This window comes from Shewanella sp. Pdp11 (assembly GCF_002838165.1).
In the GTDB taxonomy this organism is placed as follows: domain Bacteria; phylum Pseudomonadota; class Gammaproteobacteria; order Enterobacterales; family Shewanellaceae; genus Shewanella; species Shewanella hafniensis.
The window spans coordinates 2,645,474-2,661,245 of sequence record NZ_CP015194.1; the positions used below are offsets into that span (position 1 = coordinate 2,645,474).

13 protein-coding genes are annotated in these 15,772 nt (G+C 45.2%); 4 read left to right on the plus strand and 9 right to left on the minus strand.

The features are described from left to right. Positions 1 to 54: 54 nt before the first annotated feature. Positions 55 to 1,656, minus strand: coding sequence for a sodium/proton antiporter NhaB (gene nhaB, locus AYJ58_RS11720; RefSeq protein ID WP_106650259.1), 1,602 nt, complete (start codon positions 1,654 to 1,656; stop codon positions 55 to 57). 301 nt (positions 1,657 to 1,957) lie between these two features. Here nhaB and fadR point away from each other — a divergent pair, with 301 nt between their 5' ends. Then, a complete protein-coding gene (gene fadR, locus AYJ58_RS11725; RefSeq protein WP_106650260.1) occupies positions 1,958 to 2,674 on the plus strand; it encodes a fatty acid metabolism transcriptional regulator FadR in 717 nt (238 codons plus the stop codon). Between the two features lie 82 nt (positions 2,675 to 2,756). Here the strand turns inward: fadR and AYJ58_RS11730 are convergent, their stop codons facing one another. From AYJ58_RS11730 to sodB, 4 genes are all read right to left on the minus strand, one after another. Then, a complete protein-coding gene (locus tag AYJ58_RS11730) occupies positions 2,757 to 4,283 on the minus strand; it encodes a SpoVR family protein (protein ID WP_106650261.1) in 1,527 nt (508 codons plus the stop codon). Positions 4,284 to 4,292: 9 nt separating this feature from the next. Next, entirely contained in the window at positions 4,293 to 5,561 is a 1,269-nt protein-coding gene (locus AYJ58_RS11735) for a YeaH/YhbH family protein (RefSeq protein ID WP_106650262.1), read from the minus strand. 66 nt (positions 5,562 to 5,627) lie between these two features. Then, on the minus strand, positions 5,628 to 7,562 hold the full coding sequence (locus AYJ58_RS11740) for a PrkA family serine protein kinase (RefSeq protein WP_006086332.1): 1,935 nt from the start codon (positions 7,560 to 7,562) through the stop codon (positions 5,628 to 5,630). A 286-nt stretch (positions 7,563 to 7,848) separates the two neighbouring features. Continuing rightward, positions 7,849 to 8,433, minus strand: coding sequence for a superoxide dismutase [Fe] (gene sodB, locus AYJ58_RS11745; protein WP_106650263.1), 585 nt, complete (start codon positions 8,431 to 8,433; stop codon positions 7,849 to 7,851). Positions 8,434 to 8,657: 224 nt separating this feature from the next. Here sodB and grxD point away from each other — a divergent pair, with 224 nt between their 5' ends. Beyond that, complete coding sequence (gene grxD / locus AYJ58_RS11750; protein WP_011846572.1) at positions 8,658 to 8,990, plus strand: Grx4 family monothiol glutaredoxin; 333 nt, start codon at positions 8,658 to 8,660, stop codon at positions 8,988 to 8,990. Between the two features lie 169 nt (positions 8,991 to 9,159). Here grxD and AYJ58_RS11755 read toward each other — a convergent pair whose 3' ends face one another. Then, positions 9,160 to 10,410: a uracil-xanthine permease family protein gene (locus AYJ58_RS11755; protein WP_106650264.1), complete on the minus strand. Its 1,251-nt coding sequence runs from the start codon at positions 10,408 to 10,410 to the stop codon at positions 9,160 to 9,162. 216 nt (positions 10,411 to 10,626) lie between these two features. Between AYJ58_RS11755 and AYJ58_RS11760 the strand changes: the two genes are divergently transcribed. After that, positions 10,627 to 11,718, plus strand: coding sequence for a DUF2066 domain-containing protein (locus tag AYJ58_RS11760; protein WP_106650265.1), 1,092 nt, complete (start codon positions 10,627 to 10,629; stop codon positions 11,716 to 11,718). 67 nt (positions 11,719 to 11,785) lie between these two features. Beyond that, the gene (gene hda / locus AYJ58_RS11765) at positions 11,786 to 12,496 is read left to right on the plus strand and encodes a DnaA inactivator Hda (protein ID WP_106650266.1); all 711 of its coding nucleotides are present in this window, start codon (positions 11,786 to 11,788) and stop codon (positions 12,494 to 12,496) included. 152 nt (positions 12,497 to 12,648) lie between these two features. Here the strand turns inward: hda and AYJ58_RS11770 are convergent, their stop codons facing one another. The 3 genes from AYJ58_RS11770 to arsC all read right to left on the minus strand — a co-directional run bounded on the left by AYJ58_RS11770 (position 12,649) and on the right by arsC (position 15,674). After that, the gene (locus AYJ58_RS11770; RefSeq protein ID WP_106650267.1) at positions 12,649 to 14,604 is read right to left on the minus strand and encodes a hypothetical protein; all 1,956 of its coding nucleotides are present in this window, start codon (positions 14,602 to 14,604) and stop codon (positions 12,649 to 12,651) included. A 297-nt stretch (positions 14,605 to 14,901) separates the two neighbouring features. After that, a complete protein-coding gene (locus AYJ58_RS11775; RefSeq protein ID WP_106650268.1) occupies positions 14,902 to 15,276 on the minus strand; it encodes a DUF2069 domain-containing protein in 375 nt (124 codons plus the stop codon). A 47-nt stretch (positions 15,277 to 15,323) separates the two neighbouring features. Beyond that, complete coding sequence (gene arsC, locus AYJ58_RS11780; RefSeq protein WP_106650269.1) at positions 15,324 to 15,674, minus strand: arsenate reductase (glutaredoxin); 351 nt, start codon at positions 15,672 to 15,674, stop codon at positions 15,324 to 15,326. Positions 15,675 to 15,772: the final 98 nt, after the last annotated feature.

The window sequence follows — 15,772 nt, forward strand, 5'->3', positions numbered from 1 at the left end:
ATGGGGCGTTTTTTTGACTCTACTTATTAAATAAAGTTCAGTCAATAGAGAAGTTTAATGTCCAGACACTGTGCCTAATACTTCTTTTGCACTGTGATGGATGATTGTATGGGAATCATAGAAATATTGAGTAGCTTGCTCTAAGAATCCCGTTTCAATCGCCATAACGCCCACAATGGATAGCACTATAGTGTAGGGCAATGCCATCCAAACCATTCTGCCATAGGACAAGCGGATAAGCGGCGCTAAGGCTGATGTTAGTAAGAACAAGAACGCGGCTTGACCATTAGGTGTCGCCACCGAAGGCAAGTTAGTCCCAGTATTAATCGCAACGGCCAGTAAGTCGAATTGATCACGGGTGATTTGGCCGTTAATCAATGCAGCCTTCACTTCGTTGATATACACAGTGCCGACGAACACGTTGTCACTCACCATAGACAGTAATCCGTTGGCGATGTAGAAAATCACTAACTGGGTATTGCCTTCATAACTCAGTGCCCATTGGATAACGGGGGCGAATAAGTGTTGATCGATAATCACGCCAACTACCGCAAAGAACACTGCTAATAACGCGGTAAAAGGCAGTGCTTCTTCGAAGGCTTTACCAAGGGCATGTTCATCGGTGACGCCGTTAAAGGCTGTGGTCAAAATAATCACAGAAAGACCAATTAAGCCCACAGAAGCTAAGTGTAAGGCAAGCCCCGCTATTAACCAGACACCCACTATCGCTTGGACGATTAACTTCATGTTGTCTTTGTTGGTTCGACGGGCATCTTCATGGGCGGCATATTCACATAAGATCCGATGCACGGCCGTTGGTAATTTAGCGCCATAACCAAAAATGCCAAATTTTTCAACTAAGTAGCAGGTTAAGATACCTGAAATCAATACCGGAACAGTAACCGGTGACATACGTACGGCGAATTCACCGAACTGCCAATTGGCCTGTGCGGCAATGATGAGGTTCTGTGGCTCGCCTACCATAGTGCATACGCCGCCGAGTGCAGTACCCACACCCGCATGCATCAACAAATTACGAAGGAAACCACGGAATGCACCGAGTTCTTCTTCGTTCAATATATCTTCACCCGCAGCGTTTTTCCCTTCGGAGGTATGATCGTGATCGGCGCCGAAATCTTTTCCAGAAGCGACCTTGTGGTAAATAGAATAGAAACCCACAGCGACTGCGATAATCACGGCAATAACGGTTAATGCATCTAAGAAGGCCGATAAAAACGCTGATGCCAAACAAAACATTAACGAAACTAAAATTTTAGAGCGGACTTTGGTGATAATTTTCGTGAAGCCAAATAACAGCAACTGCTTCATGAAATAAATACCAGCGACCATAAATACCAAGAGTAATAATACTTCGAGGTTGGCTTCTATTTCATGCAAGACTTGGCTTGCCGATGTCATGCCAATTGCGACAGCTTCAATCGCTAATAATCCGCCAGGCTGTAATGGATAACATTTTAATGCCATTGCTAAGGTAAAAATAAATTCAAGCACCAATACCCAGCCGGCCACGAAGGGGTCGACATAGAAAAAGAGTAGTGGATTGATAATTAAAAATGACAGTATTGCGGTTTTGTACCACTTAGGAGAATTTCCTAAGAAGTTCCCAATAAACGCCTGACTCATTGTCGCCGGCATGGCAGCCTCTCTTCTAATTATGTTAAAAATTGCACGTGTTTAATATCAATACCTGCGTTTGTTAAATCAGTCTAGCCTAAAGAGAAAGCTAATGTAATGAGATACTGATACCCACATTTCAAAAAGCGGAGCTAATCGGCAAAATTGGCGTTTGTTGCCTTGATCTTGGTCGTTTTTTTGAGCGATTGTGTGACATTTACACGGCGATAACACAGTGAATTTAAGTCAATGGTTTCCATTTTTTACCGCTCTGGTATGATCAGTGACCATTACGACGCACAACAACTGGATAAGTGGGCTGATGATTATCAATGCCAAAGGACCTGCAAGTTTTGCAGAGAAGTATATTGTGAGATCCATTTGGGATAATAAATTTCCTCCAGGGTCCATTTTACCGGCTGAACGTGAGCTTTCGGAATTGATCGGTGTGACTCGCACCACTCTGCGTGAAGTGCTACAGCGCTTAGCCCGTGACGGATGGTTGAAAATCCAACACGGTAAACCAACGCGAGTGAACAATTTCTGGGAAACCTCGGGCTTAAACATTCTTGAGACGATTGCCGATCTTAATCCTGAAGGATTTCCGGTATTGGTTGACCAACTCTTGTCGGCCCGTACTAACGTCAGTGCTATCTATTTCCGCGGTGCCCTGCGTTATAACCCAGACACGGCTGTGAATGTGCTCGCCAAAATTCATCAGCTTGAAGATACGGCTGAATCCTATGCCGAATTCGACTATTTATTGCATCATACCTTAGCTTTCTCCTCCGGGAATCCACTTTACGTATTGATATTAAATGGATTTAAGGGATTGTATAGCCGAGTCGGTCGCTATTATTTCACCAGTTCTGATGCGCGATTATTGGCTTTGAATTTTTATAAAGAGTTAGAGTTACTGGCTCAAGCGAAAAATTATCTCGACGTCCCAGCGCTGATGCGCACCTATGGCATGAACAGCGGTAAGATGTGGTTACAATTACGTGATGATATGCCCGCGTCTATTGCACAGGACAATTAATTGCGGTTATTGATGTCGCATTAAAATAGCGATAAATACACAAAAGCCGTTTCCAATGGAAACGGCTTTTTTATTAGGCTTATTATTCTGCTTTAGCCACTTCAGGGCAGGATGCTAATACGGTAATACTCGCATCCGCATTCTTTTGCTCTAAGGTGACAGTAAAACCCCATAATCTATGTAAATGCTTTAATACTTCTTTATGGCTGCTGGCTAAGGGAATATCGTTATTTGGCACATAGCGTAAGGTTAAGGAACGATCACCGTTTATCTCCACATTATGCACTTGGATATTTGGTTCAATGTTCGACAAGTTATATTGCTGCGATAATAACTGGCGAATATCTTGATAACCTTGTTCATCGTGAATGGCCGATACCGACAGATAATTGCGCTTCTCATCATCATGGATACCAAACAATTTAAATTGGCGGATAACTTTAGGTGAAAGATATTGGCTAATAAAGCTTTCGTCTTTAAAGTTTTGCATTGCAAAGTGTAAGGTTTCGACCCAATTGCTGCCGGCAATGTCGGGAAACCAAGCTTTATCTTCTTCGGTTGGATTTTCACAAATACGTCGAATGTCGGTGAACATGGCAAAACCTAAAGCATAGGGATTGATGCCACTGTAATAACGACTGTTGTAGTCGGGTTGGGCAACCACACCTGTGTGGCTTTGCAAAAACTCCATCATAAAGCGATCAGTGACCACACCATCGTCGTACAAGTGATTCAAAATTGTGTAGTGCCAGAAGGTGGCCCAGCCTTCGTTCATCACTTGAGTTTGTTTTTGTGGATAAAAATATTGCGCCATTTTACGCACAATACGGATTATTTCTCTTTGCCATGGTTCAAGTAAAGGGGCATTTTTCTCGATGAAATATAAGATGTTTTCCTGCGGTTCTGCGGGGAAACGACGTTTTTTTGTTTGAGACAGTTCTTGGTGTTGGTTGGGTATAGTGCGCCATAAATCATTTACTTGGCTTTGTAGGTACGCTTCGCGATCTTTTTGTCTTGCTTGTTCTTCTCGGAATGATATTTCAGAGGGGCGTTTATAGCGATCTACACCATAGTTCATCAGCGCATGGCAGGAATCTATGACACTTTCGACCTGCTCTACACCGTATTTTTGTTCGCAATTACTGATGTAGTTTTTAGCAAACACTAGGTAGTCAATAATCGAGCTCGCATCTGTCCATGTTTTAAATAAGTAATTGTTTTTAAAGAAACTATTATGTCCGAAACAAGCATGGGCGATCACCAGTGCTTGCATTGTGATAGTGTTTTCCTCCATAAGATAGGCAATACAAGGATTAGAGTTAATGACTATCTCGTAGGCGAGCCCCATTTGCCCGCGTTTATAACCTTGCTCGGTTTCGATAAAACGTTTGCCAAAGGACCAATGGGTGTAACCTATGGGCATACCTATGCCCGCATAAGCATCCATCATCTGCTCAGCAGTGATGACTTCAATTTGATTTGGGTAAGTGCTGAGCTTATACAGTGCCGCTACCCGTTCAATTTCCTTGAGATAGTCCTGCAGTAGCTCGAAGCTCCAGTCGGGACCATCGCTCAGTGGTGTCCAAGGTGTTGATTTAGTTATCCCCATAGTGCCCCCTTAAACCGCTTGTTTCTTGAATAGCTCCCTAAAGACAGGGTAAATATCTTCGGCTTGACGTATATGCTGCACGGCGATGTTGTCGTAATGCTGTTGCAGGGATTCATATTCACGCCACAGGGTTTGATGGGCGCGATTGGTGATTTCGATGTAGCTGTAGTTGCGTACCAGTGGCAAGATTTTTTGTTCTAACAATTGCCTACAGGTAGGTGAATCGTCGGCCCAGTTATCACCGTCGGATGCTTGGGCTGCGTAGATATTCCATTCATCGGCGGGGTAACGGGCTTGTTGAATTTCATGCATTAATTTCAATGCACTCGATACTATAGTGCCACCCGTTTCCTGGGAGTAGAAGAACTCATGTTCATCGACTTCTTTAGCTTGGGTATGGTGACGAATATAGACCACTTCTAAGTTTTTATAGGTACGGGTGAGGAACAGATACAGCAAGATATAGAAGCGTTTTGCCATATCTTTAGTTGCCTGATCCATAGAACCAGACACATCCATCAAGCAGAACATCACAGCTTGGCTAGAAGGGATTTCTCGTTTGGCATAGTTATTAAAGCGCAGATCGAAGGTATCGATAAACGGCACTCTGGCAATTTTTTGTTTTAACTCCTCAATTTGGGCTTTTAAATCCAAAATCAACTCGGCCTTAGTGCCTGGAATATTTTCCAGCTCGGCAAGTTCTTGTTCTAACTCTTTTAATAGTTTCTTTTTACTTGCCGACATCGCAATGCGACGTGCCAGTGATGAGCGTAATGAACGGACAATATTGATGTTAGCGGGGACGCCATCATTGGTGAATCCCGCACGGTAGATTTGGTATTCCACCAGTTTATTAAGGCGGTTTTTTTGTAGATTGGGGAGTTCTAAGTCCTCAAACAATAACTCTAGATACTCGTCTTTAGAGATTTCGAACACAAAGTCATCGTCGCCTTCACCCGAGTTTGAGGCCTCGCCTTTACCCGAACCGCCGCCTGAACCACCGAGTGGCCGATCAATTTTATCGCCACGGGTAAATTGGTCATTACCGGGATGCACTCTGTCCCTGACACCGCCTTTGCCTTGGTGAAACATAGGTTCACTGATATCCCGAGTGGGAATACTGATTTTTTCGCCTTTATCTACATCCGTTACGCTGCGGCGAGTCACTGCATCGCTGACGGCTTTTTTAATTTGTTGCTTATATCTATTGATAAAGCGTTGGCGGTTTACTGTGCTTTTTCCTTTCGCATTCAACCGTCTATCGATAAAGTTCGCCATACGCACCTCCCAAAACCCAGCGAAGGCTTTGGCAACACCAAAGCCCTGTACTTAGTTAGCGCAAGTTTAAGAAGATTTACGAACCCGTAAATACCACTCAGACAAGAGTCGGACTTGTTTTTTGGTATAACCTTTCTCCATCATACGATTGACGAAATCATCGTGTTTACGTTGATCGTCGTTCGATGTTTTGGCGTTAAAGGAAATTACAGGCAGTAAATCTTCTGTGTTGGAGAACATTTTCTTCTCGATCACAGTGCGTAGTTTCTCGTAGCTGGTCCAGAGCGGATTATTACCCTCATGGTTAGCGCGGGCGCGCAGCACAAAGTTGACGATTTCATTACGGAAATCTTTAGGATTGCTGATCCCCGCGGGCTTCTCAATTTTCTCAAGTTCAGCATTGAGGGCGGCGCGGTCGAATAGCTGACCTGTTTCTGGGTCGCGGTATTCTTGATCTTGGATCCAAAAATCGGCGTAGGTGACATAGCGGTCGAAGATATTTTGGCCGTATTCAGAGTAAGACTCTAAGTAAGCGGTTTGAATTTCTTTACCGATAAACTCCACATATTTAGGGATCAAATAGCCTTTTAGGAATTCAAGATAACGTTCGGCGGTATCGCCGGGGAACTGTTCTTGTTCAATTTGTCGTTCGAGCACATAGAATAAATGCACTGGGTTGGCGGCGATCTCTGAATGGTCAAAGTTAAATACCCGCGACAAAATCTTAAAGGCGAAACGGGTGGATAGCCCATTCATGCCTTCATCGACACCCGCGTAATCACGGTATTCTTGGTAAGACTTAGCCTTAGGATCGGTATCTTTCAGGCTTTCACCGTCATACACCCGCATCTTAGAGTAGATGGAGGAGTTTTCAGGTGGCTTGATGCGCGACAGCACACTAAATTGCGCTAAGGTTTCTAAGGTGCCAGGCGCGCAGGGCGCTTTTGATAACTCAGAGTTTATCAGCAGTTTTTGATAAATTTGCAGTTCTTCTGAGACCCGTAAACAGTAGGGCACTTTGACTATGTAAACACGGTCGAGGAAGGCTTCGTTGTTTTTGTTGTTTTTGAAGGTTGACCACTCAGACTCGTTTGAGTGAGCCAGAATAATCCCGCTATAGGGCAGGGCCGATAAGCCTTCTGTGCCGTTATAGTTACCTTCTTGCGTTGCAGTCAGTAGCGGGTGCAGCACTTTAATCGGTGCTTTGAACATCTCAACGAATTCCATTACCCCTTGGTTGGCGCGGCATAAAGCACCCGAATAAGCGTAAGCATCGGCATCATCTTGGGAGAAATGCTCGAGCTGACGAATATCCACTTTACCGACGAGGGATGAAATATCTTGGTTATTTTCATCTCCGGGTTCAGTTTTCGCTATCGCCACTTGGTCCAGAATCGATGGGAAGACTTTTACCACACGAAATTTAGAGATATCGCCACCAAACTCATGCAGACGTTTTACCGCCCAAGGCGACATGATGGTTTTAAGATAGCGGTTGGGAATGTTGAATTCATCTTTTAGCAGTTGACCATCTTCTTCTAAATCAAACAGACAGAAAGGATGATCGTTGACAGGGCTACGTACCCCATTTGCGCTCAGAATGTAAATGGGCACTTTTTGCATCAGGGCTTTGAGTTTTTCGGCGAGCGATGACTTACCGCCGCCCACTGGGCCCAGTAGGTATAAAATTTGTTTGGATTCTTCTAATCCTTGTGCCGAGTGCTTTAGATAAGCCACGATTTGCTCTATGGCATCTTCCATGCCGAAGAAGTCTTTAAATGCGGGATAGCGTGAAATAAGTCGATTCGAAAAAATACGGCTAAGTGTTGGATTTTTTGCGGTATCAATGACTTCTGCTTCACCGATTGCAAGCAGTAGTCGCTCAGATGCTGACATGTAAGCGCTGCGATCTCCTTTGCAGATATCCAGAAACTCTTGCAAAGAATATTCTTCATCGAGTTTTTGTTCGTAGCGCTTTTGGTAATGCTCGAAAATGCCCATATAAACCCCCTGAAACGCCAGTGATGTCATGGAACGGATAACTGGCTAACCAGCCTCCTACTCTAATCTTAGACATAAACTCACTATCTGTGTCAAAAAATATCAAATAAAAACAATAACAAATAGTTGCAAACGCAATTATTGCACTTGTAGTTAGCGGAGGATAAATCGGTGGGATAAGGGATGGACGGTAAACGAGGGGTATAAAAAAAGAGCCACTAGGGCTCTTTTTACTGGGATTAACTCACTGCTCATTTAGGCAGTCAACAACGATAGGTTAAATGAATTAACCAGCGAAGTTTTGGTTAACGAAGTCCCAGTTAACTAATTGCCAGAAGTGGGCAAGGTAGTCTGGACGCACGTTACGGTAATCGATGTAGTAAGCGTGTTCCCACACATCCACAGTCATGATTGGCGTGACTGTGCTGTCAGTCAGTGGCGTTGCAGCATTGCTAGTGTTAACGATAGCAAGTGTGCCATCGGCTTTTTTCACTAACCATGTCCAAGCGCTACCGAAGTTGTTTACTGCTGAATCAGTAAATTGGGCTTTGAATGCGTCGAATGAACCGAAAACAGCATTGATTGCATCAGCAACTGGGCCAGTTGGCTCGCCGCCAGCATTTGGTGCTAGGCAGTTCCAGTAGAAAGTGTGGTTCCACACTTGAGCTGCGTTATTGAATACGCCACCCGTAGAAGTTTTGATGATATCTTCTAAAGATTTACCAGCGAAATCCGTTCCTTCGATTAAGCCGTTTAGCTTAACAACATAAGTGTTGTGATGCTTGCCGTAGTGGTATTCAATGGTTTCTTGAGAAATGTGTGGTTCTAGTGCGTTCTTTGCATATGGTAATGCGGGTAATTCGAAAGCCATTAGTATCTCTCCATGGTCTTAGGTTATCGTTTTTAAACGTGCTCACTTAGGACTATTGTACCGATAAAATTTGTGATGTGAATCATTGTTTAGCTAATTGACTAGATAGACGCCATCGAAAAATCAAATGTCGGCATAACCTTACAAACTGTGGGATTTTGTTCTGCCTCTAGCTGACGTACAATAGCAGCATTGAGTCAATGTCATCCTACTTAGGAATCAAAATGGAAACAGTAGAGAAAATTAAGCAACAGATCACGGAAAACCCTATCATTGTTTATATGAAAGGTTCTCCAAAGTTGCCTAGCTGTGGCTTCTCGTCACAGGTCGCTCAGATCATGATTAACTGCGGTGAGCAGTTTGCATTCGTGGATATTCTTCAGCATCCAGACATTCGCGCAGAATTACCTAAGTTTGCTAACTGGCCGACTTTCCCACAATTGTGGATTGAAGGTGAGTTGATTGGTGGCTGTGATATCGTCGTGGACATGTTCCAAAAAGGCGAATTACAACCTTTGATTAAAGCCGCTGCCGCTAAGATCAAGACTGAAGAATAAGCGTTAATGCTTATTTTATAAGTATGAATGAAAAAGCCGCCATGATTAATATCATGGCGGCTTTTTTGTCGCTGCTTTTCACAGTTCTATTGCTAAAAATCTATTGCTAAAAAACCACTACAACAAACACTTCAATAACATTGTGATTCCTCAAGCCCTCAAGCAAAAATTAGTGAGGGGCGACATCTGACACATTGTGCTTATCGTGAGGCTTGGTCGCAGGCAATAATAAGTTCATGGTAATTGCGACAATACCGCACAAGCTGATACCGGTCAGACTAAACGAGCCTATGCCAAATGCCATGCCGCCGATACCAAAGACTAAGGTGACTCCGACAATACTTAAATTACGCGGCTCAGACAAATCCACATGATTGCGAATAAGGGTGTTGAGGCCAACGGCTGCAATTGAGCCGAATAACAAACACATAATACCGCCCATGACTGGGACGGGAATGGTTTGCATCAGCGCACCTAGTTTGCCGACAAAGGCCAACGTGATGGCAGTAATGGCGGTCCAAGTCATAATTTTTGGATCAAAATTGCGCGTTAGGGTTACAGCACCAGTGACTTCTGAGTAAGTCGTGTTTGGCGGGCCACCAAAGGCCGCTGCGGCAATTGTAGCGACACCGTCTCCCGTTAGTGTGCGGTGTAGGCCAGGTTTTTTCATAAAATCTTTACCTGTAACATTGGATATCGCCAGAATATCACCTATATGTTCAACCGCCGGAGCGATTGCCACTGGGATCATAAAGGCGATAGCATGCCAGTTAAATTCGGGTGCGACAAATTTAGGAATCGCAATCCAACTGGCGGCAGTCACAACCGCAAAGTCAACAATACCAAAGGCAAGACTTAAGCCGTAGCCCACAATAATCCCTGCTAAAATCGGCATGACTTTGAGTAAGCCCTTGGCAAAAATTGCCACTGCTATTGTGGTACAGAGTGACGCGAGTGAAATAAATAGCGCAGTATTGGTGTCAACAAGGGTCAAGCTACCATCGCCACTTTTCCCCAATGCCATATTCACGGCAACTGGAGCTAGGCCAAGGCCGATGATAATGATCACAGGACCCACTACCACAGGCGGTAATAGCCTATGGATGAAGTCGGTGCCGCGCACTTTGACCAAGGCGCCGAGCATGACGTAGACCACGCCCGCGGCCATAATGCCGCCCATGGTGGAGGGAATTCCCCAAGTCTGCACGCCATAGAGTATGGGGGCGATAAAGGCGAAGGATGAGGCAAGGAAGATAGGCACTTGGCGTTTAGTGATCAATTGGAACAGTAGGGTACCGATACCTGCGGTAAACAATGCCACACTAGTGTCGAGTCCTGTCAGCAGCGGCATTAACACTAGGGCACCGAAGGCCACAAACAGCATTTGTGCGCCCTGTAGGGGGATAGCGAGTCGTCTCATTTATTATTCTCGTTAATTTTAGGGTAAACCGCCAGATGATATCAGTTTGTTGGATTTTCAGCAGAAGAAAATCGCCCGTTTTGCCGATTCGGATCACTGTTTGGGTTTTCCATGCCATGGTTGGCACTGAAATGGGGCTAAATTTTGCCAAGACTCGCTTAAGGCGCTAACTATGGTACAATTTGCCCCATCTGACTTTACTTCAACTACTCAAAGATGCTGAAATTCCTATTGAAGCCGAGCTTAATTGCATTTCTATATTGTCTGTTCACGATTAATAGCGTCAATGCTGTTGAGGTGAGTAAATTAGATCAGGCCAATGTGCCTGTGTCTTCGCGCGCGGTTGCAGAACGCGACAAAGCCTTAAAAAGTGCACTTGAGCAAGTCATTATCAAGAACACTGGCACGGCGCGATCCCTCGATAACAGTCTGATCCAATCTCAGCTCGGTAATCCTGATACCTTGCTGAGCCAGTATGGTTATATCGAGCAGAATGGCCAATTACTGTTAACGGCCAGTTTTGAACACCGTCGCATCGTGGCGCTACTGCGTCAGGCGCAATTACCGGTTTGGGGAACACAACGCCCGCTGACCTTATTTTGGGTCGCAATGCCAGGTGATGGCGACACTGTGATATTGGGTGACTCGTCTGCGTTAGCCGAACGTAAACTCTTTAGTGATTTTTCCGATGCACGTGGTATTCCGGTACTTTTGCCTATCTTAGATCTTGATGAGTTGATGGGGATTAATCCTAACGATATCAAAGGTATGTTTGCAGATATCGTGGCCAGTGTCTCCGGCCGCTATCAAGCTGACTTTTTGGCGCTGGTGGCGATTGATGCCGCTGGCAGTCAAGTTCGTTATCGTTTAAATCTCTATACTAAGGCCACCATTGACTCTTTGACGCCACCGTTATTCAGCTACAACGGCACTGCTGAAAATTCGACTCAGGCGATTGAAGCCATGATGGCGGCGTTAGGCGAATACTATTTTACTAAGTACGCGATTGCCGATACTGGTACACAGCAAGGCGCGAGTGTCACTTTTGTTAATATTCAAAAAATGGCGCAATTAGTAGAAGTTGAAAGATATTTGAAGCAACTTAGCGCGATTAAAAATGCCACTTTAACGCATATTCAAGGCCATACCGCGACCTTCTCGTTAGATTTGTTTGGCTCAGAAACGGATTTACAACGTTTATTAAGCTTAGAGCCGCGGATTTCTGTAGTCGCACCTGTGAGTGCGGGGGAATTTAGCCCTGTCTCTAACCAAACAGGCAAGCCTGTATATGAATGGCGTTTACCTTAAGATGTTATCGGCCGTGCTGAGTTATGCTAAGCACGGCATTGTTTTTATTTGATATTGAGAAGACCGAGTGCCCTTAAACTCACCTCTGCAACTCTCGTTACCTGTGCATTTGCCAGATGACGAAACCTTTAATAGTTATTACCCCGCCGCGGGTAATGATGAACTTATTCAAAAACTGAGAGCCAATGCCGAAGGACAGGGTGAAGCAGCCATTTATTTGTGGGGCCCAGTGAAATCGGGTCGAACTCATTTAATGCACGCCGCTTGTGCTCACGCCAACGAAGTTGAGCGTCGCAGCTTTTATATTCCCTTAGGCATACATGCGAGCATTTCGACCGCATTGCTTGAAAGACTAGAACAGTTAGATTTAGTCTGTATCGATGATGTCGATGCCATCGCTGGTCACCCCGTCTGGGAAGAAGCGATTTTTGATCTCTACAACCGTGTCGCCGAACATAAAAATTGTGCTTTAGTGGTCAGTGGCAGTTCGTCTCCTGCGGACGCGGGTTTTCTGTTACCTGATCTCGTTTCACGCATGCAGTGGGGGTTGAATTATCAACTGCAACCTATGGCTGATGATGAAAAGCTTGCCGCTCTGCAACGCCGCGCTGCCATGCGTGGTCTGCAATTACCGGAAGACGTTGGGCGTTTTTTGTTGAACCGAATGGCGCGGGATTTACGTACCTTGTTCGATGTATTGGATAAGTTAGATAAAGCCTCATTAGTGCATCAGCGCAAGCTCACTATTCCCTTTGCCAAAGAGATGCTGCATCTATAAAAGCATGATTGGTTAGAGACACGGTTTGAGTGGTTTTGAATTAGTCTTGAGCGATGTAAACGCTAGAAAATGTAAAAAACCTAAAACCTAACAATCAAAAGCCCGTCATGCTGAATGCAGACGGGCTTTTGTTTATCTACAACTTAAACACTCTATTGCTGAGGATGACGGTGACGGTCGCCACTTAAGCGAAGTTCAGGCTCAAATCGTGGTTCTGCGTCACGTGCTGGTGCATTATTTTGGCCTTTGAGCTGTGCATTCGTAGGTGATATCGCAAGCGTTTGACGCCAGCTTTGACCTTGGGTCATGGCAATCGGTTCGGGCAGACTTTCAATCAGACTGATGCCATCAAGCTCTGGCAGAATTTCATCAATCACCAGTGCAGCGCGATTCTCTAGGCTGTCTTGTGCAATTCTACCTCTTTGTCCCCAGTCAATAATCAGCGTATCAGCGGTTAACACCGCAGGCTTATTGGTGACGGCGACATCACGTAATATTTGATAGCGATAACTCATCATGGCTTCTTCAAACAGCATAGCCGTGTCTTCACGGGTGCTGGAATAGGCATAGAAGTCACTGGCGATATCGGTAGAAAAGAAAGTGCTCACATCCGATGGTTGATAGGCTTTTTGCACATTATTCGCCGCTGCGCCGAGGAAACGGACATTGGCAAGTCCCATCATTTCATCACTCATTAATGGATAACTGCTGCTGACTTGATCGGATATCAGGCTCTTGTTGGCATTGCGGCGACTGTAATCATCTAGCAGTCTTGGCCCTGTGAGTGAGGCATGTACGCTGCGGGGGAAGAAGTCATTGGCATGGGCAAGCTCGTGATACAGCAATGAGGCTAGATCGGGATTGATTTGCGCTAACGTGCGGTCTGCTCTGACGGTGATAGGTACGCCAAGTGACGCATATTGATTGTCTTTCACATAACGCCAAGGCATCACAAAGTTAAGATCATCACCAAAATTACTGCGGTAATCCGGCGCTTCATTAATGGTGTCGCGCTGGCTTGGCGTAAGCCATAAATCGTCGGGATCGAGATAAATTGCTCCTGTAACGACCCAATAGAAGGAAGGGCGCACATCATAGCTAATCACTACGGCCGTGACGGATTGTAACAGGCGAGCAAAATCGCTGTTGGGGTCCATCTGAGCTAAAAAGGCGGCAAAATTATCGCCCATCCAGTCGTGGGAAACCAGTACACGATTAAGAATAGCCTCGCGATTTAGATCACTTGAGGTTTGGCCTATCAAAGGTAAGGTATTGATAGTGCAGCTATCATTAAGTTGATTGGAGTAAACACAGCCCGCTAACACATTGGCGTAAGGTGAGGCTGGACGATAGGCGTGGGTGCGTGCCACTGGGGTATCGAAATATTGCGAGCTGATCGCCGGGGCCGCGGTTGTTAGCACAAAGGCGTCATCACTGAGTGGATTACCATTGATACTGGCGTTCACTTTGAGCCGAGTGATTGTATCTTGGGCGACGGTTGGCGCGGTAAATAACGGCCTAAACGGATCGCTTACATCGACCATTAAATCCGGGCCAGACGCTACGCACCAAGAGATATTTGCAGCACTTAATCCTGATTGTTGTTCGAGCCTTAAGCTGACACTGTTGCCTTCAACCACTTGGTGATCTTGGCGAACGTTCAGTATAGCCGACGATGCTGGGTCGACATTAATGCCGATTTCTCCGCTGACATCTAGATTACTTCCCGTCACATGCAAGCTAAAACGGTAGTCGCCAGCGGTGGGAGCATCGAATGCTAATACTGGACTGTTTTGACTGACTAATTGTATGTTCGGCCCATCGATTTGCTGCCAGCGAAAGGTTAAGTTTTGGCTATCGCGATTAAGGATGTTGGCAATGATGGCACTGGATTGACCTGCCACATACGTCGGCTCAGTTTGAAAACGGATTGAGGATGATGTGGTAACAAGAAGCGGCGAAATGCTTTCTGTGCAGCGTGGCAACGAGCTAGAGGGGGGTGTGACTCCGCCATTATCTGTGTTGCTGTCTCCACCGCCTCCGCACGCCATAAGTAGGCTAGAGCAGGTTATTAATCCTAAAAGTTTCAGTGGTATCGATATCCCCATTACAACATTCTCCCATGTTAACTCAGCGGTGCAGTCAGACTTTTTGTGACTCGCGGGACATCAATACTCCACGATGAAAAACTGACTATAGCACGGGGGGTAAGTTGCAAAAAGTCGCTACAAGTATGTTAAGTGTTAATTTTTATGCGATTTAGTTGTTCGATTAACTGTGCATTGAACTGAGGATGAAGAGGGTATTTGAACGCAGATCTTTAGCGGAGTTTGGCGTTGCGATTTAAAAATGCCGTCACACCTAGTAAGGCAAGACGGCGCTGAAATCACATTGTATGCAATGGCTTATTCTTTGGATTTTTTCTTCAGGCCTAATCCCAGTTCTCGACCACGGATCCGAGCGTAGAAGGGGAAGGCAATCAGCAGTACACCAATCAACAATACTTCGATTAATGCAAAGGCGAAGGCATCGGTAGTGACATAAAGCAGCGTCAGCCCATGCAGCATATAGAGGCACAGAATAAAACTCGCCCAAGCATAAGTATATGGATTACCTTGGAAAACCCCTTTTGCAGGCAGTAACAATGGCGCTATCCATAAGAGGCTAAATAGCAGAGTATACTCACCGCTAATACCCTGACCAACAAACCAGCCGCCTAATAGCAGGACGAGCGCAAAGTAACCTAAACGGCTAAGAGTAAATAAGGTGTTGGACGTCATATGTCTACCTAAGAATTAAAATTAAAGCGATTTTATAAAAATCATAATTAAAGAATAGCGAGCACATTCTCTGGAGGACGGCCGATGGCAGCGCGTTGATTGGCGAGCACAATTGGCCGTTCGATGAGTTTAGGCGTGTTCACCATGGCTTCAATCAATTGCTGCTCAGTCAATGAGGTGTCGGCAAGCCCCAAGGCTTGATATTCCGTTTCTTTGGTGCGCATTAATTCGCGAGCACTGATGCCTAATTTTGTCAGAATGTCGCCAATGACTTCAGCCGTAGGAGGCGTTTTCAAGTATTCCACTAGGGTAATGTCACAACCTTGTTGCTCAAGTAGAGCTAAGGTTTCACGGCTTTTTGAACAACGTGGGTTATGGTAAATCGTCGCTTGGGTCATAGTGCTAGAGGCTCAATACGGGCTGAAATAACAATGGAGCGGATGATAACAGAAAAAACAACGCCCCGTCAGTGTGTTCGGGGCGTATAAATGGGTAA